20 protein-coding genes are annotated in these 24426 nt (G+C 46.0%); 13 read left to right on the top strand and 7 right to left on the bottom strand.

Annotated features, from left to right (window positions below; all coding sequences use genetic code 11):
• The first annotated feature begins 8 nt into the window (after positions 1-8).
• The 8 genes from AC0L6N_RS11750 to AC0L6N_RS11715 all read left to right on the top strand — a co-directional run bounded on the left by AC0L6N_RS11750 (position 9) and on the right by AC0L6N_RS11715 (position 9872).
• Positions 9-1184 (top strand): acyl-CoA dehydrogenase family protein, encoded by a 1176-nt coding sequence (locus tag AC0L6N_RS11750; RefSeq protein WP_011575487.1) that lies wholly within the window; start codon positions 9-11, stop codon positions 1182-1184.
• A gap of 98 nt (positions 1185-1282) precedes the next feature.
• Positions 1283-2473, top strand: coding sequence for a CaiB/BaiF CoA transferase family protein (locus AC0L6N_RS11745; protein WP_473474776.1), 1191 nt, complete (start codon positions 1283-1285; stop codon positions 2471-2473).
• Between the two features lie 50 nt (positions 2474-2523).
• Positions 2524-3684, top strand: coding sequence for a CaiB/BaiF CoA transferase family protein (locus AC0L6N_RS11740; protein ID WP_473474775.1), 1161 nt, complete (start codon positions 2524-2526; stop codon positions 3682-3684).
• A gap of 15 nt (positions 3685-3699) precedes the next feature.
• On the top strand, positions 3700-4779 hold the full coding sequence (locus tag AC0L6N_RS11735) for a chromophore lyase CpcT/CpeT (protein WP_473474774.1): 1080 nt from the start codon (positions 3700-3702) through the stop codon (positions 4777-4779).
• A gap of 303 nt (positions 4780-5082) precedes the next feature.
• Positions 5083-7371 carry a TonB-dependent receptor gene (locus AC0L6N_RS11730; protein ID WP_473474773.1) on the top strand — a complete coding sequence of 763 codons (2289 nt, stop codon included), beginning with the start codon at positions 5083-5085 and terminating at the stop codon, positions 7369-7371.
• 127 nt (positions 7372-7498) lie between these two features.
• The gene (locus AC0L6N_RS11725; protein WP_473474772.1) at positions 7499-8908 is read left to right on the top strand and encodes a flavin monoamine oxidase family protein; all 1410 of its coding nucleotides are present in this window, start codon (positions 7499-7501) and stop codon (positions 8906-8908) included.
• Positions 8909-8965: 57 nt separating this feature from the next.
• Positions 8966-9316: an MliC family protein gene (locus tag AC0L6N_RS11720; protein ID WP_011575481.1), complete on the top strand. Its 351-nt coding sequence runs from the start codon at positions 8966-8968 to the stop codon at positions 9314-9316.
• A gap of 244 nt (positions 9317-9560) precedes the next feature.
• Positions 9561-9872, top strand: coding sequence for an EthD family reductase (locus tag AC0L6N_RS11715; RefSeq protein WP_011575480.1), 312 nt, complete (start codon positions 9561-9563; stop codon positions 9870-9872).
• Positions 9873-9911: 39 nt separating this feature from the next.
• Here the strand turns inward: AC0L6N_RS11715 and AC0L6N_RS11710 are convergent, their stop codons facing one another.
• Entirely contained in the window at positions 9912-10877 is a 966-nt protein-coding gene (locus tag AC0L6N_RS11710) for an NAD(P)H-dependent flavin oxidoreductase (RefSeq protein ID WP_473474771.1), read from the bottom strand.
• Positions 10878-11367: 490 nt separating this feature from the next.
• Between AC0L6N_RS11710 and AC0L6N_RS11705 the strand changes: the two genes are divergently transcribed.
• The 3 genes from AC0L6N_RS11705 (at position 11368) to zapE (ending at position 14176) form a co-directional block, all read left to right on the top strand.
• Positions 11368-11790, top strand: coding sequence for a PaaI family thioesterase (locus AC0L6N_RS11705; RefSeq protein WP_041714473.1), 423 nt, complete (start codon positions 11368-11370; stop codon positions 11788-11790).
• Positions 11791-11888: 98 nt separating this feature from the next.
• Positions 11889-12803 (top strand): alpha/beta fold hydrolase, encoded by a 915-nt coding sequence (locus AC0L6N_RS11700; RefSeq protein ID WP_473474770.1) that lies wholly within the window; start codon positions 11889-11891, stop codon positions 12801-12803.
• 134 nt (positions 12804-12937) lie between these two features.
• Positions 12938-14176, top strand: a complete 1239-nt coding sequence (zapE, locus tag AC0L6N_RS11695) for a cell division protein ZapE (RefSeq protein ID WP_473474769.1) — start codon at positions 12938-12940, stop codon at positions 14174-14176.
• A 74-nt stretch (positions 14177-14250) separates the two neighbouring features.
• Here the strand turns inward: zapE and AC0L6N_RS11690 are convergent, their stop codons facing one another.
• Positions 14251-15270 carry a GGDEF domain-containing protein gene (locus AC0L6N_RS11690; protein ID WP_473474768.1) on the bottom strand — a complete coding sequence of 340 codons (1020 nt, stop codon included), beginning with the start codon at positions 15268-15270 and terminating at the stop codon, positions 14251-14253.
• A 374-nt stretch (positions 15271-15644) separates the two neighbouring features.
• On the opposite strand from AC0L6N_RS11690, the gene AC0L6N_RS11685 reads away from it, so the two are divergent.
• Entirely contained in the window at positions 15645-17027 is a 1383-nt protein-coding gene (locus tag AC0L6N_RS11685) for an alkaline phosphatase D family protein (protein WP_473474767.1), read from the top strand.
• 142 nt (positions 17028-17169) lie between these two features.
• On the opposite strand, the gene AC0L6N_RS11680 is transcribed toward AC0L6N_RS11685, so the two are convergent.
• The 5 genes from AC0L6N_RS11680 to AC0L6N_RS11660 all read right to left on the bottom strand — a co-directional run bounded on the left by AC0L6N_RS11680 (position 17170) and on the right by AC0L6N_RS11660 (position 23437).
• Entirely contained in the window at positions 17170-19638 is a 2469-nt protein-coding gene (locus AC0L6N_RS11680; RefSeq protein ID WP_473474766.1) for a TonB-dependent receptor, read from the bottom strand.
• Positions 19639-19883: 245 nt separating this feature from the next.
• A complete protein-coding gene (locus tag AC0L6N_RS11675) occupies positions 19884-20450 on the bottom strand; it encodes a VOC family protein (protein ID WP_011575472.1) in 567 nt (188 codons plus the stop codon).
• Positions 20451-20587: 137 nt separating this feature from the next.
• The gene (locus tag AC0L6N_RS11670; protein ID WP_473474765.1) at positions 20588-21286 is read right to left on the bottom strand and encodes a Crp/Fnr family transcriptional regulator; all 699 of its coding nucleotides are present in this window, start codon (positions 21284-21286) and stop codon (positions 20588-20590) included.
• A 25-nt stretch (positions 21287-21311) separates the two neighbouring features.
• Entirely contained in the window at positions 21312-22355 is a 1044-nt protein-coding gene (locus AC0L6N_RS11665; protein ID WP_473474764.1) for a VOC family protein, read from the bottom strand.
• A complete protein-coding gene (locus AC0L6N_RS11660; RefSeq protein WP_473474763.1) occupies positions 22355-23437 on the bottom strand; it encodes a VOC family protein in 1083 nt (360 codons plus the stop codon). The genes AC0L6N_RS11665 and AC0L6N_RS11660 overlap by 1 nt, the downstream gene beginning before the upstream one ends.
• A 469-nt stretch (positions 23438-23906) precedes the next feature.
• Between AC0L6N_RS11660 and AC0L6N_RS11655 the strand changes: the two genes are divergently transcribed.
• Complete coding sequence (locus tag AC0L6N_RS11655) at positions 23907-24377, top strand: GNAT family N-acetyltransferase (RefSeq protein WP_473474762.1); 471 nt, start codon at positions 23907-23909, stop codon at positions 24375-24377.
• Positions 24378-24426: the final 49 nt, after the last annotated feature.

The raw sequence follows: 24426 nt of genomic DNA, 5'->3' as shown, positions 1-24426 counted from the left end.
GGTTTGCTATGTCTGAAGCATGGTCAAAAGAAGATGAGTCAGGGATCATAGACATGATCGATAAATGGGTTGAGAACGACGTTCGCCCCATCGCTAAAGAATATGATCAAGAAGACAAATACCCTCATGCACTGGCTGAGCAAATGAAAGAGCTAGGCTTGTTTGGTGCCACCATCGGCCAAGCGTATGGTGGGCTAGGTTTGCCTGCGTCGATATACGCCAAAATCGTGATGAAAGTGGCATCAGCCTGGATGGCTCCTAGCGGCATCTTTAATTCACATTTGATTCAAGCTTCAGCCATTGAGCGCTGCGGTACTCAGGCACAAAAAGAACGCTTCTTGCCATTGATGGCCACTGGTGAATTACGTGGCGGGGTGGCTTTGACTGAGCCAAATGCAGGCACGGATTTACAAGCCATACGCACAACTGCAGTGAAAGATGGTGATGATTACATCATTAATGGCGCAAAAACCTGGATCACCAATTCCCTAAACGGTAATTCACTTGCTGTACTGGTGAAAACAGACCTTGATGCGGTGCCAGCACATACCGGCACCAGTATGTTTATCGTTGAAACGAAAGATGAAAACGGCGAATTCAAAGCCGGCATAACCGTATCAAAAATGAAAAAGCTCGGTTATCGCTCCATCGATACCTGTGAAGTCGTATTTGAAAACGTGCGTGTCCCGGCAGCTAATTTAGTCGGTGAAAAAGAAGGTTCAGGCTTTAAACACGCTATTGGCGGCCTTGAACTTGGGCGTATTAACGTAGCAGCGCGTGGTGCGGGCATTGCCAGAGGCGCCACTGAGTTAGCGGTGCGCTACGCACAAGAGCGTGAAACCTTCGGTAAAGCTATCTGCCAACATCAGGCAATCCAGCTCAAGTTGGGCGAAATGGCCACGCAAGTGGAAGCCGCGCGTTTGTTGATTGAACAAGCCGCCGCCAAATACGATGCTAATGAGCGATGTGATATGGAAGCGGGCATGGCGAAATACTTTGGCTCTGAAGCTGGGGTATTTTGTGCCAACGAAGCTATGCGTATTTTTGGCGGGTACAGCTACTCAGTGGAATACGATATCGAGCGTTACTATCGAGATGCTATGTTGATGTGTATCGGCGAGGGCACCAATGAAATGCAGCGCATTATTATTGCCAAACAAATCATCGATAAAAACAAAATCTAACGCCAACAGCCACGCTTAGTCAATGCACTTACTAAGTGTGGTTTCATACCTAAGAACAGTCAAAATACCGCTGGTAAAGCGCAAAAAAGGACACAGCCATGACACAACTTCCCCTTGATGGTGTACGAATTATAGCCGTTGAACAATACGGCGCAGGCCCTTACGGCTCTATGTATTTAGCAGACTTGGGGGCAGAGGTGATCAAAATTGAAAACCCTGCCATTGGAGGGGATGTTTCTCGTCAAACCGGGCCGTTTTTTCTAGGGGAAAACGACAGCTATTTTTACCAAACTTTTAATGTAAACAAGAAAAGCCTGACCCTGAATTTGAAATCAGAAGAGGGGCGAAAAGTGTTCGAAAAACTGGTTAAAACCGCCGATGCCGTGACCAACAATTTACGTGGCGATCAGCCACAAAAATTGGGAATTACCTACAAGCAGTTAAAGCACATTAACCCGAAAATAGTTTGCGGGCATTTATCTGCCTATGGCCGAGACAACGACCGCGCCAGTTGGCCGGGATATGACTATTTAATGCAAGCCGAAGCGGGTTTGATGTCTCTCACTGGCGAGCCAGATCAGGCGCCAACACGCTTTGGGGTGTCCATGGTGGACTTTATGACAGGTGCTGTCGCTTCATTAGGTTTAACCGCCGCTATGTTAGGGGCTCACCGCACGGGTCAGGGGCGAGACGTAGATGTATCCCTGTTCGATGTAGCCCTTCATCAGCTATCTTACCCGGCTACTTGGTACTTAAACGAAAGTCATGTGGTGCAGCGCGTTGCGCGCTCGGCGCACCCAGCCACAGTGCCGTGTCAGCTGTATAAAACCCAAGACAGTTTCGTATTTCTGATGGCCATGACGGACAAATTTTGGGATGTGCTAGTTGATATCCTCGATGATGAAGTCCTTAAAGAATCACGTTTTGCCCAAGTTGCAGGGCGGCGTGAAAACCGCGATGTGCTGACCACTGAAATCGATCGCGTCTTGGCTGCTCATCCCACTGCACATTGGTTGGAAGAGCTAAAAGGGCGTATTCCTTGTGCGCCGGTTTACGATGTACCAGAAGCGTTGAATAACCAGTACATTCGGGACATTGGCATGGTGCAAAGGGTGCCTCATCCTCAGAATGAAAAAATGGAAATACTGGCTAACCCGATCAAGCTCGATGGGCAGCGGTTAAGCGGAAACGCCGCCGTGCCTATGGGCACAGATACCCAAGATTTACTCCATGAGCTGGGCTACAGCCAAGCAGACATCGCTGAGCTTAGCGCTAATAAAGCCGTATAAAGCGACATGGTAAAACGTGCTTTCAATCGATTATTTATAAGAGGTATTAGGTGAAGTTAGACGGCTATCGAGTACTCGACCTATCTTTGTTTCTACCCGGACCGCACTTCACCATGATGATGGCGGATCACGGCGCAGAAGTTATTAGCCTAGAGCCGCCCACAGGTGAGCCAGTGCGTGAAATCGGCTTGAAGCAAAACGGCCAGTCTGTGTGGTTCAGAAATGTGTTTCGCGGCAAGAAAAGCATCAACTTAAATTTAAAAAGTGATGCAGGAAAACAGGCGTTTTATAAGCTTTGCGAAACCGTTGATGTGGTGGTGGAAGCATTTCGCCCCGGCGTAGTTGAGCGCCTCGGTATTGATTTTGAAACGATTAAAAAAATTAACCCCAAGATCGTCTATTGTTCAATTTCGGCTTATGGCCAAACGGGGCCTAAACGTTGGAACCCCGCCCACGATTTGAGTATTCAAGCGGACTCAGGCGCTTTGCAAATCAATCAAGGACGAGATGGAAAACCAGCGCAACCGGCTATGCCAGTGGCCGATATGGCGGGCAGCTTAATGGCCTTTTCTGGGGTGTTGATGGCGTTGTTACGCTGTCAACAAACTGGGCGAGGGGATTACCTTGATATTTCTATGCAAGACTCGCTGGTGGCATGGTACGCCAACGTTATGGGCCCACCTTTTGCCGAAAACCGCTCACCTGAGCCTAAAAATGAGCGTAGTTGGGGCGGGGCAGCCATGTATAACATTTATCAAACCCGCGACGGCGAGCACCTAACGCTTGGTGGCAGTGAAGTTAAATTTGCTAAAAATTTACTGACGGCACTGGGCAGAGAAGATTTAATTCCGCTTTGCTCTGAACCTCCTGGTGAGGCACAACGGCCAGTCAAAACCTTCTTTCACGCTACTTTTGCGACTAAAACGCTGAGCCAATGGAGCGAATTCTTGGCTGACATAGATGTGTGCTGGTCACCGGTGCGCAGCTTGAATGACGCCGTTCGTGACGAACATTTAGCCCAGCGAGAGATGCTGCTCAAGGATGAGCAAGGCAACTTGCATTTAGGGGTGCCGGTGAAGTTCAAACAGGAGCCAGCACAGCCCAGTTTTACTTTACCGGCGTTTAGCCAAGACACTGAAAATTTGCTTATTGAGCTGGGTTACAGTGATACAGATATTGCCACCATGCGCAGCAAAAATGCGTTTATTTAACCAATAGGGAAAGCTATGAAACAGATCATTGCCGCATTATGTGTGGCCGCAAGTTTAGCCAGTTGCGCCAGCGAAAAGAGCGCCAGCCAAGAAGGCGCTAGCCAAAACAGCGCGAGCCAAAAGAGCGCTTCAATGGCGTCAGCTCAGATACAAGCTAAAGACACTCTTCAAGAAGCATTATTCCACCAGTGGTTTGCCGCTGAATTTGATAATCACGAACAGCACTGGCAAGACAATATATCTAAAGAAAAGGAGCCAGGTTTACAGGTTCACGAGCATATTCATCATGTATTCGCGCCGCTTGCAACACCGGCACTTGAGGGCACCACGTACTTTGTAAAACAGTACATGGATGGCGACCCAAGCAAGGTGTATCGTCAGCGCTTGTACCAATTTATTCGCAATGAAGAAAAGGGCGCACTGCAACTGAATATTTATCGGTTCAAAGACGAAGCCAAATATGCCGATTCCCACTTGCACCCTGAGGTATACCAAACATTGAGTACTGACGAGATAACGACCTATCCAGGGTGCGAAGTGTACTGGCGATACAACGGCCAGTATTTTGATGGCACCATGGGCCAGGATACCTGCAGCATCGTGTCAAAGCGCAGTGGCAAGAAGATATTTTTTAACGATACATTGCGGCTAACCGATAACGAAATTTGGATAGCCGACAAAGCCGCCGATGAAGATGGTAACTATGTGTTTGGCAACAAAGCGGGTATTCCTCATAAAAACCGAAAAGTGGTTTATTTTACTGGCTGGGGCGGCACACGGATTGGCGGTAAAGATGCCCCCGAGGATGCCAAGTGGGTGTTTAACCGCAATTTACTGCTGCACAACGAAGGGCAAATAGTGCCTTTGCAGGACGCTAAAACGGGTGAAAAGTCAGGCTACTCGATTCAACTGGCGTTACTGACCTATCAGAATACCTTTGATCCTATTTTCAAACTGGGTCTGATTGATGATGCCACAGGTAAAACCATCACCTATATTTGGAGCGACCGCACTAATCCCACCACTGGCATGAATTTGCGCTGGATGCAGGCAGGCTTAAAAATCAAGGAAACACGGCCTCATTTTAGCTTCTGATATGCAATTCAAGACACAGAGCAATTAAGGCGGGTGATTAACTAACCCGCCTTTTTTATGTTTATTAGCAACGACTTACCCAACCTTCTTATCTTCAGTCAAACGCATGCGTCACCATTTTTGATCAGGGGATGACATTGACATTTATCAACTCATTCTCTTTGATAAATGTCAATCGTGGAAATTTTGGGCGAATTTGTCCGTGCAAATTTGGCTAAAGTGATATTCGTCAGCTCGTTACATTCGTGTTTCCGGGAATGCACACAAAACCGAACTATTACAATAAAGTCAGAGGGACCATCCATGAACATGCATTACAGTCGCAGCAAATTAGCGCAAATGATTACGTTAGCCCTAGTGGCACCATTTGTCGCCGCGCCACTCGGGGCCTTCGCCCAAGAGGTCGCGCCAGATACTGAAACCGAATTTAATAAAGAGGCGATTGAGTTAATTGAGGTAACTTCTCGTTATCGTAAAGAAACGCTTAACAAAATTCCTATTTCTGTAACGACTTTCAATGCGGATGACATTGAAAAAGGTGGCCTGCAAAACATTAATGATATTGCCGTTAGTGCAGTGGGTATGTCCATGGAGAAAACCTTTGGTCGTCAATCTGATATTCCGGTGATACGTGGCGTATCGTGGATCCCAGGGTTCGGTTCACAAAAAGCCTCCTATTTTATTGATGGCGTATATTTTGGTGGTTCGATTCAAAGCTTGCCTCTAGATTTGATTGAGCGGGTAGAGATTGTTAAAGGGCCGCAAAGTGCTCAATATGGTCGCCGTACCTTTTCTGGTGCTATCAACTTCATTACTCGCAAGCCAGCGGATGAATTATCAGGCTATGTTAATTTAACCTTGGGCCAAAACGGTAACCAAAAACTTGCCGCAGGGGTTTCGAGTAAGCTTAATGATATGTTCGCTTTTAGAGCATCTGTTTCCGCAGACAGTTACGACGGTGATTGGAACAACACCAAAGAAGATGGCCCCGATGTAGGCGGCGAGAAAACCAAATCTGGCATGCTAGGTTTGTACTTTACCCCGAGTACAAATACCGATATCTCCCTTAACTATATTTACAACGAAAACGACGATGAAACCCAGCCGTTTGGCTTTCAAGGGGCTGAAGAGAACAACTGCTTCTTAGACACGCGCCCTTACTACTGCGGCGAAGCGTTAACGGACCAGCCTATCAGCATTGGTGGCGGTGGATTTTTAGATAATGACGACTATGGCCTGCGTAATACCAGCGAGCACATCAGCTTCAAATTAAACCATCACTTTGACTTTGGAACAGTCTCTTTGATCAGCGGTTGGAATTCCTATGATGGTGAAACAGGCTTGGATCAGACCTACAACGGCGATGAACAATCCTTTAGTTTTGGCTTTTTCAGTGGTGGGCCTTATTTCACGTCGGCAGACTCCTGGTATACCCTTGATTCCTCTGGCTCAGATGAATACAGTCATGAAATTCGTTTCAGTTCCAGTGCATTTGACGACAGGCTATATTGGTCAGTCGGTGCATACATATGGCACTCAGAAGCAGAGCCCTCAGCGGTAGACAACTTCGCTGAAGAGCTAGACAACACTGCGTTTATGGCGATGGGAACGTATGAGTTTACCGATGATTTCCGTTTATCAGCTGAAATACGTCGCTCAAGCGATGAAGTCACGACCGAAGCGTATGACACCCTCATTCAAAATGAACAATTCGCCGATGTCAGCAATGAGTTTGACAGCACGACCACGCGCTTCATCGCCGAGTACGATGTCAATGACGACACTTTAGTCTATTTAACGCGCTCTGAAGGTAACAGCCCTGGAGGCTTTAACACCAGCACTTTGTTACCTGATGACTTAGTGGTTATTGATGAAGAAGACATGGTGATGTACGAGCTAGGGGTTAAGTCCACCATGTTTGATGGCAGCTTATACGTTTCTGCTGCGGCGTACACTATGGATTGGACTAAGCAGCAACTGACGGATAGCTATGATGAGGTTGAGGGTCCACCCGTTTCTTATACCTCTAATGCAGGCTCTACTGAAATCAAAGGGATTGAAATTCAAGGTAAATGGGTTATCAACGAGCACTTCAACTTGGACTTTGGCCTGTCACGTACGGATGCACAGTTTGAAGAGCTGTTTGACTCTAATCAATGTCGCTTCTTCGCCCCTGGCGGTGCTTCTAGTTTCTGTGTAGGTGACAACCTGCGCGAGTTTGGTGACTTAAAAGGCAATACACCGCCACAAGTACCGAAAAACGAAGCCACGTTAGCACTAAATTATTCGACCCAAATTAATGATGGTATGGAGTTGTTCAGCCGTTTGGACTTTGCTTACGACTCAACGCGTTATGCCCATGTACATAACCTGATTGAAACTGGCTCGCGTAAGCTTTTACACCTCAAAACAGGTGTTCAGCTAGAGAATATACGTTTAACAGCCTGGGTGAACAACGTAACGGATGATGACACGCCTACTTATGTATTTAGATATGTTGATGTACAGAGCTTTGCTTATGGCGCTCGCGCGTTTCCTGTTGCACCAAGTCGAGGTCGTGAATTTGGTATCACGGCTTCATACAAGTTCTAGTTTGATGCTCAAATACAGAGCGTGATGCGCTAATGTTTCACGTCGTTATCAACTTATAAAAAAGCGAGTTATCTCGCTTTTTTATTGGCTAAAACCAATTTGGTGTTAATAGCAATTGAGGTACCTTATGCAACGCAGGCACGTTATCAAGGGCTTAGCCGCTAGTTCATTATTAATTGGGGCTGATGCAATAGCTGCGCCGCTTTGGGCCACAAGTGACAGTCATGCTGATGTCATTGTTATTGGCGCAGGGTTGGCTGGGCTTACCGGTGCGCGTTATTTAAAAGAGCAAGGTTATAATGTGCTGGTTTTAGAAGCGCGCGCGCGAGTTGGCGGGCGCATACTTACTGTTAATACCCATGGCATAAACGCGGAAGCAGGAGGGCTTCAAATTGGTCAAGGGTACGGCATGATGCGCACGTATGCCCAGCAGCTAGGTTTACCGTTGGTGTCTTTGGGGAATTATGCCAAACAAAATACCTTTGTGATAAATGGCCAGCGCATTAGCGCAGCTGAATGGCCTACCCATCCGCAAAATAAGCTCCTCGGCGATGACAAAAAAACCTTACCTTCAAGCTTGTATTATAAAGCGTTGGGGCAGGGGCCAAAGTACGCGTTGCCCTCTGACTGGACGTTAGGGAAATACGCGCCATTAGACATTTCACTTGAGGAGTATTTTCAACAGCAAAACATATCAGTAGAAGCGCTACGCCTGATAAAGGCGAATGTAAATGCCTCGAGCCTGCAACAATTATCTGCCGCCGATGCCTTTTATCGTTTGAGCTTAGCGCGAGTAGGCGCAAGAGGCGCGCAGAAAGTCCAAGGGGGCAATAGCCGCTTCACTCAAGCACTGGCTGATAGCGTGGGAGATGTTGTTCGTACTGATAAGGTGGTAAGCCATATCATAGAAGGCACAGACACAGTCAAGGTGCGTTGTGAAGATGGCAGCGAATATTCAGCTAAACGCTGTATCATCACCAGCCCATTTTCTGCGTTAAAGGAGGTGGCCCTTCACTGCGATATAAGCACCCACAAACGTCGTGCTATAAATGAAGCCGTTTATACGCCTGTAACACAAGTGCATTTCGCTGTTAACAAGCAGGCGGATGTGTCCATGCTAGAAGCGACTAATTTATGGACGGACAACACCTTGGGGCGCGTATTTAGTCAAGTCGATGAGAGTGGTTCTTTAACCTACTTAACAAGCTGGATAAATGGCCCACAAGCAAAGGCCTTGGATAAGCTACCAGCGATTGATGCCATTAATGTTGTTAAAGGGGCACTCAACACCTTTTACCCTGGGCTTAAAGGGAAAATCGAGGTGGTGCACCATCAGTCTTGGGCAAACGAGCGCTTCTCAAGGGGAGCTTATATCCAGTTCGCCCCTGGGCAAGTGCAAACACTTGTTCCTCATATGGCAAGCATTGAGGATAAGTTGCATTTCGCCGGTGAGCACACTGAGTTTATGTACTCTGGTATGGAGTCTGCGATAGTATCGGGTTTGCGAGCGGCACAAGAAGTCAGCGAACGACTTTAAATGTTCTTTATCGTGAAACGGTGCCGATGCTCTATCGACTATTTAGGGAGAACCAGTATGCAAGCTAAAATGAAAACGGTGCTACTCATGCCATTATTAATACTTGGCTTACAAGCATGTAGCCCAGAAGCTAATCTAGAAGATAAAAAACGTGTAGAGGCTGAAGAGGCCGAGCAATATACCCGGGTGATATTTGAATGTGATGGAAACGCTCCTGTGACGGTGCGTTTTTACAACGACAGTGATCGAGCCGTTATGACGCGTAACAACGACGAGATAGAGTTGACTCAGGAACCAAGCGCATCAGGTTTTTCGTATACGAATGGGCCTAACAGTATTCGGGGTAAAGGTGACGATTTAACCGTGCACATCGGTCGTATGGCAGCGATTAACTGCCGGGCGATGTAAAGGGTCGGGCGATGTAAAGGGTCGGGGGATGTGAAGAGCCGGGCGATGTAAAAAGCTCGCTGTTATCACGTTGCAAGTGTGAAGCGGGGGGAGCCAAATACGTTACTAAACGTGTATGAAACTATAAAACACTGGCACAGAGCCAGAGCGTAATACATACTTGAACAGTTGCTCACGTTGGTGCATAGACCGCTCCTTTTGCTAAAGCACCAATACTCAATATCATCTTAGTAGGATAAATTTAATGATTAAAGTCAGTGTGTTATACCCAAACAGTGAAAGTGCTACCTTCGATATGGATTATTACCGCGCTACGCATTTGCCGCTGGTTGCTGAGCTAGTCGGTGATGCCCTTGTGTCGGCCCATGCTGATTTAGGGCTTGGGGGGGGTGCTCCCGGCGAAGCACCTGCGTATATTGCCATGGGGCACTTGGTTTTCGAATCAGTTGAATCATTCCAGCAGGCGTTCGGGCCACATCAAGAGGTGATTTTGGCTGATTTGGTTAACTTCACCAATACCCAGCCAACCGTTCAAATCAGCGATATAGCGCAATAAACATAGCGTTTACGTTAGCCAGCTAGTTAGCCCTGCGTTCTATAGGGCTAGCAGCCTTTTTTTCGCTGCTTCGTATTCAGACGTTAGTTTACTAACAAAATCTTGAGTAGATTGAACTTGTTTGATCGCGTTAATGCCCTGGCCACAGCCCCAGATATCTTTCCACGCTTTCGCTTTTGAATCACTGCCTGAGCCAAAGTCCATCTTCAAAGGATCGCTTTGAGGTAAATTATCCGGATCCATACCTGCAGCCACAATAGATGGCTTTAAGTAATTACCATGAACACCGGTAAATAAATTCGTATACACGATATCGCCTGCTGCGTAGTCAACCAAAGCTTGCTTATAAGCTTGGTCTGCATTGGCTTCTTTAGTCGCGATAAAAGCTGAGCCGATATAGGCCAGATCAGCGCCCATGGCTTGCGCGGCTAATACGTTTTGGCCCGTCGAAATAGCGCCTGACAGCAAAACGGGTCCATCGAACCATTCTCTTACTTCTTGAATAAACGCCATCGGGGAAAGTGTCCCTGCATGACCGCCTGCACCGGCTGCCACGCAGATAAGCCCGTCGGCACCTTTTTCAATTGCCTTTTTGGCAAAGCGATTGTCAATCACATCGTGCAAACATATACCACCATAAGAATGAATAGCGTCAAATACCTCTGGTCTTGCCCCTAGTGAGGTGATGACGATGGGCACTTTGTGCTTTACGCATATTTCCACGTCGTGCATTAATCGATCGTTTGAGCTGTGCACTATCTGATTGACTGCGTAAGGGGCGGCTGGGCAGTCGGGATTCGCTTGATTATAAGCATCTAGCTCAGAGTTGATTCTGGTCAGCCAAGTATCTAACATTTCTGCAGGGCGCGCGTTTAGAGCAGGGAATGAACCTACAACACCCGCCTTACACTGGCTGATCACGAGTTCTGGCCCTGAAATTATAAATAGTGGCGCACCCACCACGGGGAGGGAGAGTCGGCCTTGCATGATTTTTGGTATAGACACATTATTCTCGATATTTACATTAGGGGGTATTTAGCAAACTAAATAACCGTGATTAAACCGTTTAATAAAGCGACGAAAATTCGATAGGTTGTAAAATAACGTTCTCTTTACCACTTCAACCCGAGATTGGCATACATAAGCGTATTAATGGCGTAATGAAAACGTAAACACATACAACGCGCCAAACGACCAAAATGAGAAGAGGTAGTAAAGCCTCACCTTTCTATAAAGCCACAGTATATCCGCCTTGGGAACGGCAAACGAACGATTGAAATTTATACTAATCCATAGTTAGCGTTTATCACAAAACCAGCTTTCAAAAAAAGGTCAACGCAAAGTCTATTGAGTGAGATTCGTTACGTTATAAACACTCATCATCAGATGAAATTATCCATGATCTTCTGTTTCGATAATAATCGCTCTTGCGCATTAGGTGACACATCCACTTATCAAATGAAACACAGGTAGCTATTTTATGACGAGTAATATTATGCCAAGTAAAGAACAAGCCATTGAAAAGATAAACCAGCATGCCCCTAAGTTCATAAGTTTATTGGGTGGGAAGCTGGTTGATTTTGATGTTGAAAAAGACGCTTGCCGATTTGAATTTAATATTGGGAAAGATTATTGCCACTCAATAGACGTTGTACAGGGCGGTTTTGTTACGGCCATGCTTGATACAGCGATGAGTCATGCGGTGATGGCACTTAATAAAGATATTATCAATATTTCGTCGTTGGAGATCAAAACCACCTATCTGGAGCCAACGCGTGCAGGAAAACTGCGGGTCGAAGGTTGGGCAGTCAGAAAAGGCTATAAAGTGGCCTTTGTCGAAGGGCATATTTATAATGAAAACGACGTACTCACGGCTACGGCGAGTTCAGTAGCCAAGCTATCAAGAGTCGCTAAATAATATTAGTGTAAATGGCTAGGCGTATTCAGGGTTTAATGTGTTCATGGGTTCGCTTTCACTGCAGCACTTTATAGATTAACGTAAATTTGGAACAGTAAATGTCGTCACAAGGCCCCAAAAGACACACTATTGAATTGCACGCAGGCAAGATAAATAGCATCGCTTTGAATGTTTATGAGTGGGAAGGTATCGGTCCGCCATTGCTATTGGTTCACGCCGCGGGGTTTCATGCTCGAGTGTGGGACAAAATCATTAAGGCACTAGGTAATCGGCACGTTTATGCGGTTGATTTGCGCTGTCATGGGTTAAGTGAAAACTCTGCATCGCCCTATAGTTTTCAGTTATTTGGTGATGATCTTATCGGATTAATCGAAACCCTAGATTTGAGCGACATAACAGCCTGCGGTCACTCGATGGGCGGACATGTAGTTTTGCAGGCCGCATGTAAATTGCCTCATAGATTCAAGCGTATTTTGTTATTAGATCCTGTTATTTTTACCCCAGATTCCCCCGACCCAACACAAACCGATCCGGCAAAAAGCCCGATTGCGTCAAGGCGCAACGAATGGGTGTCCGCAGATGAAATGTTTACGCGTTTTAGTAGCCGCCCGCCTTTTAGCGATTGGGATCCTCAAGTGTTGAGAGACTATTGCGACTATGCCCTTGTGCCAAAAAGTACATCAAAGAAAACACCAACAGGTGAACATAAAATCGACAGTGAATTGTGTGAGTTAGCTTGCCCGCCTTTATGCGAGGCTGCGATTTATCAAAGCTCTGGCAACGGTTTGTTGCTTGAGCATTTGTCCTCAATCACCGCCGCAGTAAAAATATTGCGGGTAAAAGAACGCACAAAAGACGACGCACCTTTTGATTTTCGCCCGTCAGCCACTTACAAAGGTTTAGTTGGGCTCATTCCAGGAGCAATCGAGGACTACCTACCCGGGCACACGCATTTCATCCCTATGGAAGACCCATACTTGATTGCCGATGAAATCAAACGCTTAGAGACGTAATAGAATTCTTCTGAAATGCACTTTTTAACAGAGATTTTGTAATGAGCATTAAGCAAATGAAAATTCATTTGGCGAGTTGCTTAAAAGTCGTTAGAGTGCTTCTTTACTGACGCTTTAGACTGGAATCATTAACCATGCCTGATGGGCAAAGCCTTCGCTCAATGTCACTTTCGCCATCACTCTCACCACCGCTCTCACCAATTAGTGTTTATCAGTCTCAACTGGGCAAAACCTTGATTGAAGACGCTAGCCAGCGTGAAGCGATAGAGGCGCTTGATGGTCTTTATCATCAACTTATGGAGCGAAACCTTTGCGAGGCTGCACAGGTAAAGGGGCTTTATTTATGGGGAGATGTGGGCCGAGGTAAGACGTTTCTGATGGACTTATTTTACGATTGCTTACCGCAAGATGGAAAATTGCGCCTGCATTTTCATCGCTTTATGGCGCGGATACATCAGTCGCTTAATGAGCACAGCGGTCAGCCGAACCCGCTAGTCAGCGTAGCAAAAGCGCTCGCTCAAGAACTGGGTAATGAGCGTCGCGTATTATGTTTCGATGAATTTTTTGTATCAGACATCGGCGATGCCATGCTGTTATCAGGCTTATTCGAATGCTTATTTAGAGAAGGTGTGGTGCTGGTTGCGACATCGAATATACCTATCGAACGCTTATATGAAAATGGCTTAGCGCGACATAAATTTTTGCCCTGTATCGCACTGTTGCAGCAACATACCAATATGTTGCATCTTTGCGGCGAGCAAGATCATCGTTTACATCATTTAGACACGTCCCTAAGTGAGGCGGATTTAGGTAGCTTGTCCACGTATGTTGGCGTTTCAGAAAATATGAATTTCCCCGCTGTGTTTGCTCAGTTGACTCAGGAGGTGGATAGCACACAAGTGACAAACGCCACGATAGAAATTTGCCATCGTGATATTCCCGTGCGCAAGGCGACCAACATGAAAACCGCTAGCAATGTTGCTTGGTTTGAATTTAGTGCACTGTGCGAAGGGCCGCGCTCTCAGCTCGATTATATGGAAATTGCATCGCATTTTAAGACTGTGATGATTAGCGAGGTTCCTCAATTAGGGGCAAGGGTCAGAGGCTGGATAAAAGCCAGAGGCACGGAAGATGGTGTTGGGGATAATCAAGCGACCGTTACGGGGGAGCGAGTCTTGTCATACTCAGAGAATGATGACAAAGCGCGGCGCTTTATTAGTCTTATCGATGAGCTTTACGACCAAAATGTTAGGCTTTACCTAAGTTGTGATGTACCGCTCGATGAGCTTTATCTAGACGGCGCTTTGACTTTCGAGTTTCGCAGAACGTATAGCCGTCTGATTGAAATGAGTCGAGGGACGAGTAAACAGTAGGCACAAAATGATAAGGCCACCCACTGGCAAGATGCACCTGTGAAATGGTTTGGTGAAAGAAGCAGGGGAGGCCCTTAGTGAGCAATGACTTTATTACGACCTGTTTCCTTAGCTTTATATAGTCTTTCATCCGCCAGTTTGTAAATCTGGTTCAACGTCTGACCATCTTCAGGCCAGTGTGAAACGCCAATACTCACGCTGATTTTCATGTCCTTACTATTAATCAATATGTCTTTTTCTACGACTAAGCGGATACGTTCAGCAATATTTTTAGCCTGCTGCTCGCTGGTGTCTGGGATAAGCATACAAAATTCTTCACCCCCTAGGCGAAAAGCCCAGTCATTTAAGCGACGTGTTTCATTGATAAGCCGAGCTACCTCAATTAGCACCTTATCACCAATATCATGGCCGTATTCGTCGTTGACCTTTTTAAAGTGGTCTAAATCAATGAGTAACATTGACACTGTTTGTTGTTGTTCCGGGAGACTTTCACACAGCATCTCGAAGCTGGAATCGAGCAACAGCCGGTTATTTAAACCTGTTAACGGGTCCACCGATGCCATTTGCTGCAATCGTTTAACCATTGCTGCTCTTTTTGATTCATAGGTGTACGACAAGGCCCAAATAGCCGATAGACATAAGCTGATGTTCACCACCGATATCAGAGGTATCTCACTTGATTCAAAGGACAAAGCCCTACAAAGAATAGCCACGCCAGCAATGACATACACACAGGTAAACACGTTGCCTAGGGTGATGCCAAGCAGAAGGTAAGAAAGGACTGGGATTAAGAACAGCCAAGTATAAAGGGCCGCTTTAAATGCGACGGTGAATATACCAATCAAAATAACCGTATAAACGGCAAATAGAAACAAGGACGACCAAAGTGTTAGATTGGGGGTTTTCTTGTGAATGGCGAGTAGCCCTACAGAAAACAAAACAACCGCCAATTCAATTAACGCATACACTTTGAACCCGTTGAGCCAATTGTTAACAACAAAAATGGAGCCCGCGAAAATGATGATGCACAGGACAACCTTCAGCACAGTTCGTCGATAGTCCAGCTCGTTTGCCCATAAACTCGGTCTAAACATTTACCTAAATATTCCTTGTCTTAACAATAAGTGAAATTGCTTTGCCTTTATCTGGAACTGCACTACCTGTGTAATAAAATACACTAAGCAATGCTATTACTTCATTATACACACCCATTGTACGTATATTTGAGTTGAATGAGATTCAACTAAAGACTAAGGGCTGGTTATCTGTCGGGGCAACGCTGTAGCAGAGAACTTTGCATGTTGATCCGTGCTAAAGGGTAACGCGCATCACGAAAAAGCATATTCTAGTCTTTTCCCCATTAATGCATTTTTAACATCATGTACTAGGCTCATTTTTAGACTGAGTCAATTTTGACGTTTGTACTTCTCAGCCTTTTATTCACCCTTCTTTTGAAAAGGAACACAACATGGATGTACAAAATCTTACGGTTGGTCCTATTACCGGTCACACTTCACATCATTTGGTTAGAATTTTTGGGCGGGCTGAATTGTCTATTTATGATGGTAGTCCGCGTAAGGCTCACGGTGTCATTCAATATCGAAAAGCGGGTAAGTCGGCGTTCAGTCCCCCTTTGTATTTTAAAATGAACCCGAATTTCGACCTAACGGGTGTGGTGGTGTTAACCGAGTTAGAAGAAAATACGGCCTATGAATATCAGGTAGGTTGGTTTTATTCCGAGGTAGATTCTAGCGAAATCAATGTCGACAACGTGCTGAATTGGAAGCATATCGATATCAACCATATGAGAACCGCATCATCAGATGTGACGCAAGCAAGAACCATTGTGTTTGGCTCCTGTCGGTATGTTTTACGATTGTTCGGCGGACTGTGGTGGGATGATCGCAGTGATAGAACCTTCAAATCCATTTTAGAGCACACAAAAGACCATAATCAGGTTGATCAGCTCATCATGTGCGGTGATCAAATCTACGCGGATGACTTGAACGTCATTTGCGCCGATGATTCCCTAGACGAATACAGTAAGCGTTATCGCAAAGTCTTTACGTCTAAATATTTGCGCAGGTTAATGTCGTGTACTCCAACGTATATGACCCTAGATGACCATGAAATTGAAGATAATTGGCCGCAATCTGCTAACGCCAAAGACTGGGTGACAAAATTTCCAGCCGCTATTCATGCATACTCGACGTATCAGGCCAGTCATAGTCCGCTCTTTGATTTGAACGGTAGCCGTATCACAGGTGCACCGACGCATCTTTGGTACACATACAGTGATGGCTGCTGTGATGTGTTCGTATGTGACACTAGAACAGAGCGCCACCTAACAGAAGGGGCCCAAGAAATGTTAGGGCCGATGCAGATGGCGGCCTTAAAAACGTGGTTAAGCGATGGCAGTGAACGGGTGAAAATAATTGTGTCCAGTGTGCCGCCCTATGAATCCGAGTCGTCAGATAAATGGCATGGGTTTATTCATCAGCGAGACGAGATTTTTGAGTGCATTAGAATAAACGAAGTTCGAAAAGTGGTTTTTTTATCGGGTGATGTGCATGCCTGCATGGCCTCTCAATTAGAACTGAGTACGAGTGTTACCGTGACGTCAGTGGTTTCATCTGCGCTATTTTGGCCTTACCCGCACCCTAACAGGAGAAGCTTTAAACGTAGAGGAACGATTGATACGCTAACAAGCAGTACCTACAAGGTTAAAAAATCCAGTGATGTTTTCCCGACGGATGCCTTTACAAAACTTCGGGTTACTCCCGGCGGTTTAAGAGTGGAATTTTATACTAGGAAAGGAGACAAGCTTGGGAGTAAGCATTATAAATATTAATCACACAATACGAAAACGGAGCCAAGGGGCTCCGTTTTACTGTCTATGATCATCAGGATAGCGAGTTAGTTTCAAACGCGTCAACTTTCAAACGAACCAACTTTCAAAACGCACCAACTTTCAACCGCACCAAGCCTTGATGTTAGAAGCGATATGTCATGTCTATTCCCACTTGTCGACCTCGTCGAGCGGCACTGAAAAATGCTCGCGGTGAGCCATTATCAGCCCCGTCAGGCGCAGTGTTAAGGGATGAAAAGGTAAAGTAAGGAATGCCTAACCAGCGAGATGTTAGAATGGGAGCATCTTCATCTGTTAGGTTTCTAGCGTATAAACTTATCCGCCAGTTTTCAGCATTTACACCCATTCGGGCGCCCATAATGATAGCGCTGGGCACATAGGCTAAGTTATGCACTTGCACATATTTTTTGGACTCATAGCTGGCATCGATATTAAAGAAGGCTTCGAGTTCGCCGGTAATGGGCGTGATGTATTCTAAAAATGCACTGGCTTGATGCTTCGAACTGAGAGGGAACGCGTTGCCATCGATAGAGCAACTAGCGGGCGTGGTAATACCAAAATCGTCTCTAAAATCGGTACCCGTAGTCGTGCCAGGTGTTAACACTCCGCCGCCGCTGGTCAATGACCACTGAAAGTCGTCACAACCTTTGGTAAATTTGGTGTCCGCTAATGCATAGGTAAACCGCCCTGATAAGTTATCGGTAAACTGGGCGTTAATATCCAGCTCTATACCAAATACTTTACCTTCGCCTTGGTTTGTGGCGACAGAGGTGATATTGCCTGATGGTACATTCAGCGGTGTCGTCAATTGCACGTCGCTTACATCGTTGTAAAACATAGAAACCGTGGCATATACCTTGTTCAAGGCGCTGCTTTTTATACCGAGCTCGTAAGTGGTAATTTCTTCTTGCTCGTAGGTGGGTTTGCCCGTGTCGGCGCCAGCTGAGCCATTAATGCCGCCAGGTTTAACGCCTTGGGCGACGATGCCGTAAAATATGGTGTCGCTGTCATAACGGTAATTGAGGGTGGCTCTGGGGGTAAAGTTGTTCCAATTGCCATCCGCATCAAACGTCATTAGGCCATCTGGGGCAAACTCAGTCACCGTTTTTTCTTCTTCGGCCCAGCGAGCTTCAAGTGTACCGTCAAGCTTATCGTTAAATTCATAATCAACAGAGGCATAAACGGCCTTGTTGGTGACCGTACTGTTGTCTTGGAAAATACCGACTTTGGTGTCTTCAAAGGTCAGATCAAAACTATCTCGGTCTTGCTCATAGTAAAAAGCACCCGCCATCCACTGGAGTTTTCCTTCAGGCGATTGCAAGGTGAACTCGAGCGTTTTATCTTTGGTTTCTTGGCGTGACGTATTGGCAAAGAAGGCCTCTTGTCCCGGTGCAAAGGTATAATTTACCGATGAATTATCGCCATCAGAGCCCGTACTGACGTCGTCATCGCGATAACCCAGTGCTAACGACATGCTATAGCCTGCATCGATTTCATAATCCATTGCCAAACTCGAAATAATCAGATCTCGACCGACGCCATCAAAGGCGGTTCCATCTGCAGTATCGTAAGGCGTGCCGAAAAACGTTGAGCCAGAAGGTAGAAAGCTACTAACCGGAACACCCGGCACCTCGTTTGGTATACCGTCGGCATCCGCTTTATCGTTAAGGGCAATGGGCTGGTTTTTAATCTCGCCACAGAAGTATTGAAAGTTATTGTCAGAGCCAGAGGCAGCCCAAGAGGCCAAAGAGCGGTAGCCAGGTGCGCAGTTGTTTTCGCTGGTGGGGGTTAGGAAAAACGGCCGTGTTTCATCTCTGTCTTCTTGGCTTTGAAATCGAAAGCGCACACCGAGTTTGTCAGAGGGGGCCGCATCTAAAACAACGCTAACTGAACGCGTGTCTTCGCCACCCACTATGTCATCGGTGACGATATTGCGCCAATTATCATCACCGTCAACTTGGTAATCTCGCAGACTTAAGCTGGCTGCTAACCAATCATTTAACGGGCCGCTGATATACGCAGAAGCTGTGCGCTGTGCATCCTGCGCCAAGTTCAATTTTACGTTGCCGGTAAAGTCACCGTGATCAGGGCCTTTGGTGATGAAATTAATTGCTCCTGAATAAGAATTTCGCCCGTACAAAGCACTTTGCGGGCCTTTCACCACTTCAACTCGGGCAACGTCTGACATATCTAAGCTCTGTACATCACCAGAATAGTAGTTGCCGTCAATAAAGTAAGCCGCGCCTGACTCAACCCCAAACTGTATACCAGCGAGTACGTTGCCCATACCGCGAATAACCGGGCGTTCCGTGGCACGACCAAAGGCTTTAGAGAAGCTCAACCCAGATGAAAAGCGTGCAATATCATCGATGCTTTGAAAGCCTTGTTGCTCGATCATGGTGTCAGAAAACGCGGAAACGGCCACAGGAATACGGTTTAATGACTCGACTTTTTTACGTGAGGTGACTTCAATGATTTCCAGCGCATCGTCGTTTACGGGCACAGCCGGTGCTTCTTGAGCTAGGGTAATCAATGGTTGCGTCATCAAAATCGATGCAATCGCCAGCGGGAGCTTTTTTATTATTAGTGTCATTGGCATTCCTGTTGAGTGTGGGTATGTGCGAACAAATTATTGCTTTATCGGTATTGGCAATCTAGCACTGCTAACTCGGAGGCGGTTTGATAAAAATCAACAATCTTAATCTGCTTAAATAACTGGTTGTGCAGTAAAAGAGTCATTCGTTTTATATTGATGAATGAAATAAAAAAACAGCCAATAACAAGGGGTTATTAGCTGCTTTGTAGAATTTTATTATTCTTTTTTTATAGCGGACTAACTTAGTCGCTGGCTTTAGCTGGGGCGTCGAGCAATTGATTTACTTCTATCCAATAACCATCTGGATCGCGGATCATAGACACCATGACGGCGATTTTGCCACCGTCTGCTCTAGGATATTCAACATGGTGAGGCGCCTCAATAACGGCTACCTTGGGGGATTGCTCAACGCTTTTCCATCGAGTGTCTAGGTCTGATACATTCATCACCATAATAGGGTCACCGGGGACCGGCTCATCGAACTTCTCTTGGCGCTGGGGCTTTTCAGGGTATATGTATTGCAGTAAACCTAGTGCACCAATGAAGGTGTCGTTCGCTTGCATCAGCACCAAACGGCGCTTACGGGTTTCGCCGTTTTCCATGGGGCTATTAATCATCTGATCGTAAATCACGTTTAAACCAAGCGCATCGCGATATAATTGCAACGACGTGTCGATGTCATTAACGAGAAAGGTTGTGCGGCGAATATCGACTGAAATACGGTCTTCGTCGCTTACAGGGGCGGCAATACTTTGAATACAGGGCAGGGCACACAGTACGACTGCAAATAAAGAGGATCTGATTTTCATGTTTGGTTTTCCATTTTTATCGTTACCGACGTTGTTGATGCTTGCTTCGCTTAAAAACAGATAACAATATCTACGCCATCTAAAAATGGCGCATTGATAATGATCAACTGTGCTGCTTTGTACTGCTGATGGACAAATTAATCAGCGTAGGAAATCAGCTTTTCGCTGTTGGTAACGGTGATTTGGTAGTTGCTTTCGATAGAGATTAACCCGTCTTTTTTCAATTTACTGAACCCGCGGCTAGCGGTCTCTAAACTCATGCCTAGGTAATCAGCAATATCTTGTCGGCTCATGGGCAATAAAAAGCGATGTGTACCACGGCCCAGCCTATGTTCCATATCTAATAGAAAGTGAGCTAAGCGCTGGTGAGCAGATTTTTGCCCCATGATAAACAGTTGATCCAAAATCAGTGACAAGATATGCCCAGTAACGTCGTGATAACGTTTGGCTACCGCAGGGTATTTATCGAAAATATCTTGCATTAACTTACGGCTAATGCGGATGACCACGCAGTTAGTTAGTGCTTTTGCGCTAAAGCTATAACTGACATTTTCAGATAATCCAGCGAGATTACCTGTGAACAGAAAGGCAAATACTTGGCGTGAACCTGACGCGGTAGAGCGTTCAAGCATCAATGAGCCAGACTCAGGAATGTATACGTATTCTGGTGCGTCTTTTTCTCGAAACACGTATTCGCCTTGCGCGAAAGACACTTCTTCTGCATCTTCGGCTAGCTCATCAATGAAGGCATTGGCCCCTTCAACTTCTTTAAAATGGCTTCCGAAACATGAGGTAAGGGAAGTTTTAATGACTACTTTATTGATATCGAGTGACATGAATTCAGCCTATTTTATTATTATATTAACGCGCCTGATAAAACTCGATCCATGTTTGGTCTGGCGTTCTAATTGCCAGCATATCCACTGTTCCATATGGAGGTAAATTCAGCGTCGCCTGAGATACAATTTGCACTTCATTTTCGAGCAAATACCCTTTGAGTGCAGGTAAATTGTCTACTGGAAAACGCAGGGTGACAATGCCTAAATTCGGTGGCGCGGCTTTGGCGCTAACATTTTTACCCATAGCACCGTGAAACTGCAGCAATTCAACTGACCCTTCGTTTCGTTTTTGTGGATGCAAAATGTACACTGAACGGGGAATTTCTGTGGTTAGGTTATAGGGTAGTCCCAGCACATTTGGTCCCGCATCTTTACTGGCCCCTTTGTGCTCTAAATACACTTGAAAGCCAAGTACATCGCGGTAAAACGCTAAAGACTTGTCTATGTTATCGACGACTTGGGTGGAATTAAACACTCGGCTCATGTGCTTTACGTTTGGCCAGCCTTCTAGCGTGGGCTTGATGCGTTCGATCATCGCAAAACTGATGCCGTCAAAACCAGTTGCTATCCACTCAGTGACTTCATAAGGACCAAAGGTAAATGAGACGGGGTCGCTTGTGCCGCGCCAGCCAGCATCTTGCAACTGTTGACGTTTAGTTGCCATATCAGCCACTCGCACGTTAACGTCAAATATGCCACCAACATCCCACGACTGGGTGTTTGCCCGAATAATCTCTTGCGCTACGTTGTCGATTTGAATTAAACGCACGTAACCACGTTGCTCACCTTTGTTGGCCAGCAGTACTTGCTTTAGGCGTGCCTTCTCGGGCAGTTGCCATAACTGCTTTAGCTCTGGCGCGACGTCTTCTGTAGAGCGTACTTCCCAACCTGCATATTGTTGGTAAAACAGGCTACTTCTTTCGACGTCTGAGACGATAAAAACGGTTTCGGTAAACCCGTTAAGTGTGAAGTCTTTTGCGTGAGTAAAAGGCACGATCAACAAGGACACCAGAAAGAAGGACAGCAAAGAACCCAGTAATATAGATGTCAGTTTGAAGGCGCGCATTAGGGTTGCACCTCAAACACTTCAATTAAAAAGCCGTTGGGGGCACGTAACGTGGCAACCATGGATTCGCCCACAAGCGGATCGTTAACCCGTTCAGGCTGACTGACTATCATTGCGCCGTGTGCGTCGGCATTATCCATGACCTGTTGTATCGAGCGCACAGGGAAGCTCCACATGCCTAAGCCAATATTCGGTAAGCTAGGTGCATTTTTGGGTTTGATCGGTTCAACGTTGTGAAAATCCACAAACAGCATGTGGCCCGTCGTCGCGCCTTTGCTGTATACAATGGCGAATCTGAACTCGGTGCCATTGGGCAGATTCATTGCCCCTTTGTCACCAGCGGATTTGAATACCCTGTCTGAGCGAATTTCAAGGCCAAGTACGTCCGTATAAAAGGTAAGCTGTGATGCTGAATCTGTGATCACTTGTGCCGAATAGGCAGGCCCACCTTTGCCGTTTGCGTCTGTTGGGCCCAATTGCGCCATACCATTGCCACGGGTGATAGCGACTCCATGATTAAAATCTGGGGCATTAAAAATGGTTTCGTCTATTTGGTAGGTACTACCATCCGCGCGTGGGATAGGGTAGCTTTCAAGCGTATTGAGTGCCCCAAAACCTATGGTACGAATGTGTCTATCCAGCGCAATGGTATCCGTATTGGGAAAGCCCAAAGAGAAAGGCCCTAGCTCTCTCGAGTTCCAACTATCATGGATGGTCGGCATGGGCTTACTCAGCACAAGAAGACGAATTTGTATGGCGCTGTCTACCCCTTTTCGATATAAGCGATAAGTCTGCCAACTTAGATCGTCTGGCATTTGCCATAGTGCACGGTGTGTTTTTTCCAGAGCAGGACTTATTTTTAAAGGCCCTTCAACCTGCATGCCCATACCATCACGGTAAAACAATAGGCTTTGTTCCAACGATAAAGTGGCAATCGTCACGGTATGTAGTGGCATTGCAAGGGCGTCTTGCACACTACTTTTGGGCGCTAATGCATCGTTTGAATCTGCATAGGCATGTTTGGCAAGAGTGAAGCTCGCTAACAGTGCGCCTATGATTAAAATCAAAAATTGTTTATTCAATTTCAAACTCATTAAAATTTGTCCGTACAAATATTCGTGTTGATAAATCATATACAAGTACCGAATAAAAGGTAACTGCACATTTGTATTCCTGATTTGATGGTGCTTGGCAATGATCGCATTGCCAAAATTGAGCATTATTTGGGGCGGGGTCAGTATTGATTAGAAGGTGCTAAACCTTGCCACATATAGGTTTTGACTAAGGTTATAAGCAAGCGATGGGTAGTGAAAACAAGCGTAAAAGAAATGCGTAAAACGCGCTAAAATTTGGGCAAAGCGTGTCTTAGATGAATTGACAAAGATCAATTAGCTCGATAAAAAGTACACGTGTTTGCGACTTAGAAGCCGTGTGAATTGCAAAAGTATGGCGTTTGAAAGCTAGGTAATGGCATATTACGCGCTCAAACTACGCGCTCAAATAGCGTGTTTAAAAAAATGCTTAAAGAACTGCTTAAAGGAGCGCAAGGGGATGAAGATAGCCGTGGACACATTAACCTGTGATGGGGTGCGAGGTTTGCTAGAAGAGCATTTAGCAGATATGTACGCCACATCGCCACCCGAAAGCGTGCATGCATTAGATATGCAGGCGCTTAAACATGAATCGATCACGTTTTGGTCAGCTCGCGAGAACGACAAGGTGTTAGGTTGCATCGCATTAAAGTCGTTGTCGGGCACCCATGGCGAAATTAAATCCATGCGCAGCGCTCATGATGCCCGTAAACGTGGCGTTGGAGCGGCGTTGCTACAGCATTTGATTCACCATGCCAAGCAAAGTGGGTTATGCCGCCTAAGCTTAGAAACCGGCACCATGAGTTACTTCGAACCCGCTAAAAACCTGTATCGTAGATTCGGCTTTGTTGATTGTGGGCCGTTTTCTAATTACCCGCTTGACCCGAATAGTTGCTTTATGACCTTGTTGTTAGATGACTTGCCGATTTAGCAATTAAATTCATGTTCAGTTGTGCACATGAATGAATAAAAAAAGGCGA

Source organism: Paraglaciecola sp. G1-13 (assembly GCF_055809255.1).
The sequence above is the reverse complement of the archived record's forward strand: the minus strand, read 5'-3'. Positions and strand labels throughout refer to the sequence as shown.

What these genes read in the sequence shown, in the direction of transcription:
- AC0L6N_RS11700 (WP_473474770.1), top strand. Translation starts at nt 11,889, where the DNA reads ATGTCGTCACAAGGCCCCAAAAGACACACTATTGAATTGCACGCAGGC.
- AC0L6N_RS11685 (WP_473474767.1), top strand. Translation starts at nt 15,645, where the DNA reads ATGGATGTACAAAATCTTACGGTTGGTCCTATTACCGGTCACACTTCA.
- AC0L6N_RS11675 (WP_011575472.1), bottom strand. Translation starts at nt 20,450, where the DNA reads ATGAAAATCAGATCCTCTTTATTTGCAGTCGTACTGTGTGCCCTGCCC.
- AC0L6N_RS11735 (WP_473474774.1), top strand. Translation starts at nt 3,700, where the DNA reads ATGAAACAGATCATTGCCGCATTATGTGTGGCCGCAAGTTTAGCCAGT.
- AC0L6N_RS11665 (WP_473474764.1), bottom strand. Translation starts at nt 22,355, where the DNA reads ATGCGCGCCTTCAAACTGACATCTATATTACTGGGTTCTTTGCTGTCC.
- AC0L6N_RS11730 (WP_473474773.1), top strand. Translation starts at nt 5,083, where the DNA reads ATGAACATGCATTACAGTCGCAGCAAATTAGCGCAAATGATTACGTTA.
- AC0L6N_RS11690 (WP_473474768.1), bottom strand. Translation starts at nt 15,270, where the DNA reads ATGTTTAGACCGAGTTTATGGGCAAACGAGCTGGACTATCGACGAACT.
- AC0L6N_RS11745 (WP_473474776.1), top strand. Translation starts at nt 1,283, where the DNA reads ATGACACAACTTCCCCTTGATGGTGTACGAATTATAGCCGTTGAACAA.
- AC0L6N_RS11750 (WP_011575487.1), top strand. Translation starts at nt 9, where the DNA reads ATGTCTGAAGCATGGTCAAAAGAAGATGAGTCAGGGATCATAGACATG.
- AC0L6N_RS11655 (WP_473474762.1), top strand. Translation starts at nt 23,907, where the DNA reads ATGAAGATAGCCGTGGACACATTAACCTGTGATGGGGTGCGAGGTTTG.
- AC0L6N_RS11715 (WP_011575480.1), top strand. Translation starts at nt 9,561, where the DNA reads ATGATTAAAGTCAGTGTGTTATACCCAAACAGTGAAAGTGCTACCTTC.
- AC0L6N_RS11680 (WP_473474766.1), bottom strand. Translation starts at nt 19,638, where the DNA reads ATGACACTAATAATAAAAAAGCTCCCGCTGGCGATTGCATCGATTTTG.
- zapE (WP_473474769.1), top strand. Translation starts at nt 12,938, where the DNA reads ATGCCTGATGGGCAAAGCCTTCGCTCAATGTCACTTTCGCCATCACTC.
- AC0L6N_RS11670 (WP_473474765.1), bottom strand. Translation starts at nt 21,286, where the DNA reads ATGTCACTCGATATCAATAAAGTAGTCATTAAAACTTCCCTTACCTCA.
- AC0L6N_RS11720 (WP_011575481.1), top strand. Translation starts at nt 8,966, where the DNA reads ATGCAAGCTAAAATGAAAACGGTGCTACTCATGCCATTATTAATACTT.
- AC0L6N_RS11705 (WP_041714473.1), top strand. Translation starts at nt 11,368, where the DNA reads ATGCCAAGTAAAGAACAAGCCATTGAAAAGATAAACCAGCATGCCCCT.
- AC0L6N_RS11725 (WP_473474772.1), top strand. Translation starts at nt 7,499, where the DNA reads ATGCAACGCAGGCACGTTATCAAGGGCTTAGCCGCTAGTTCATTATTA.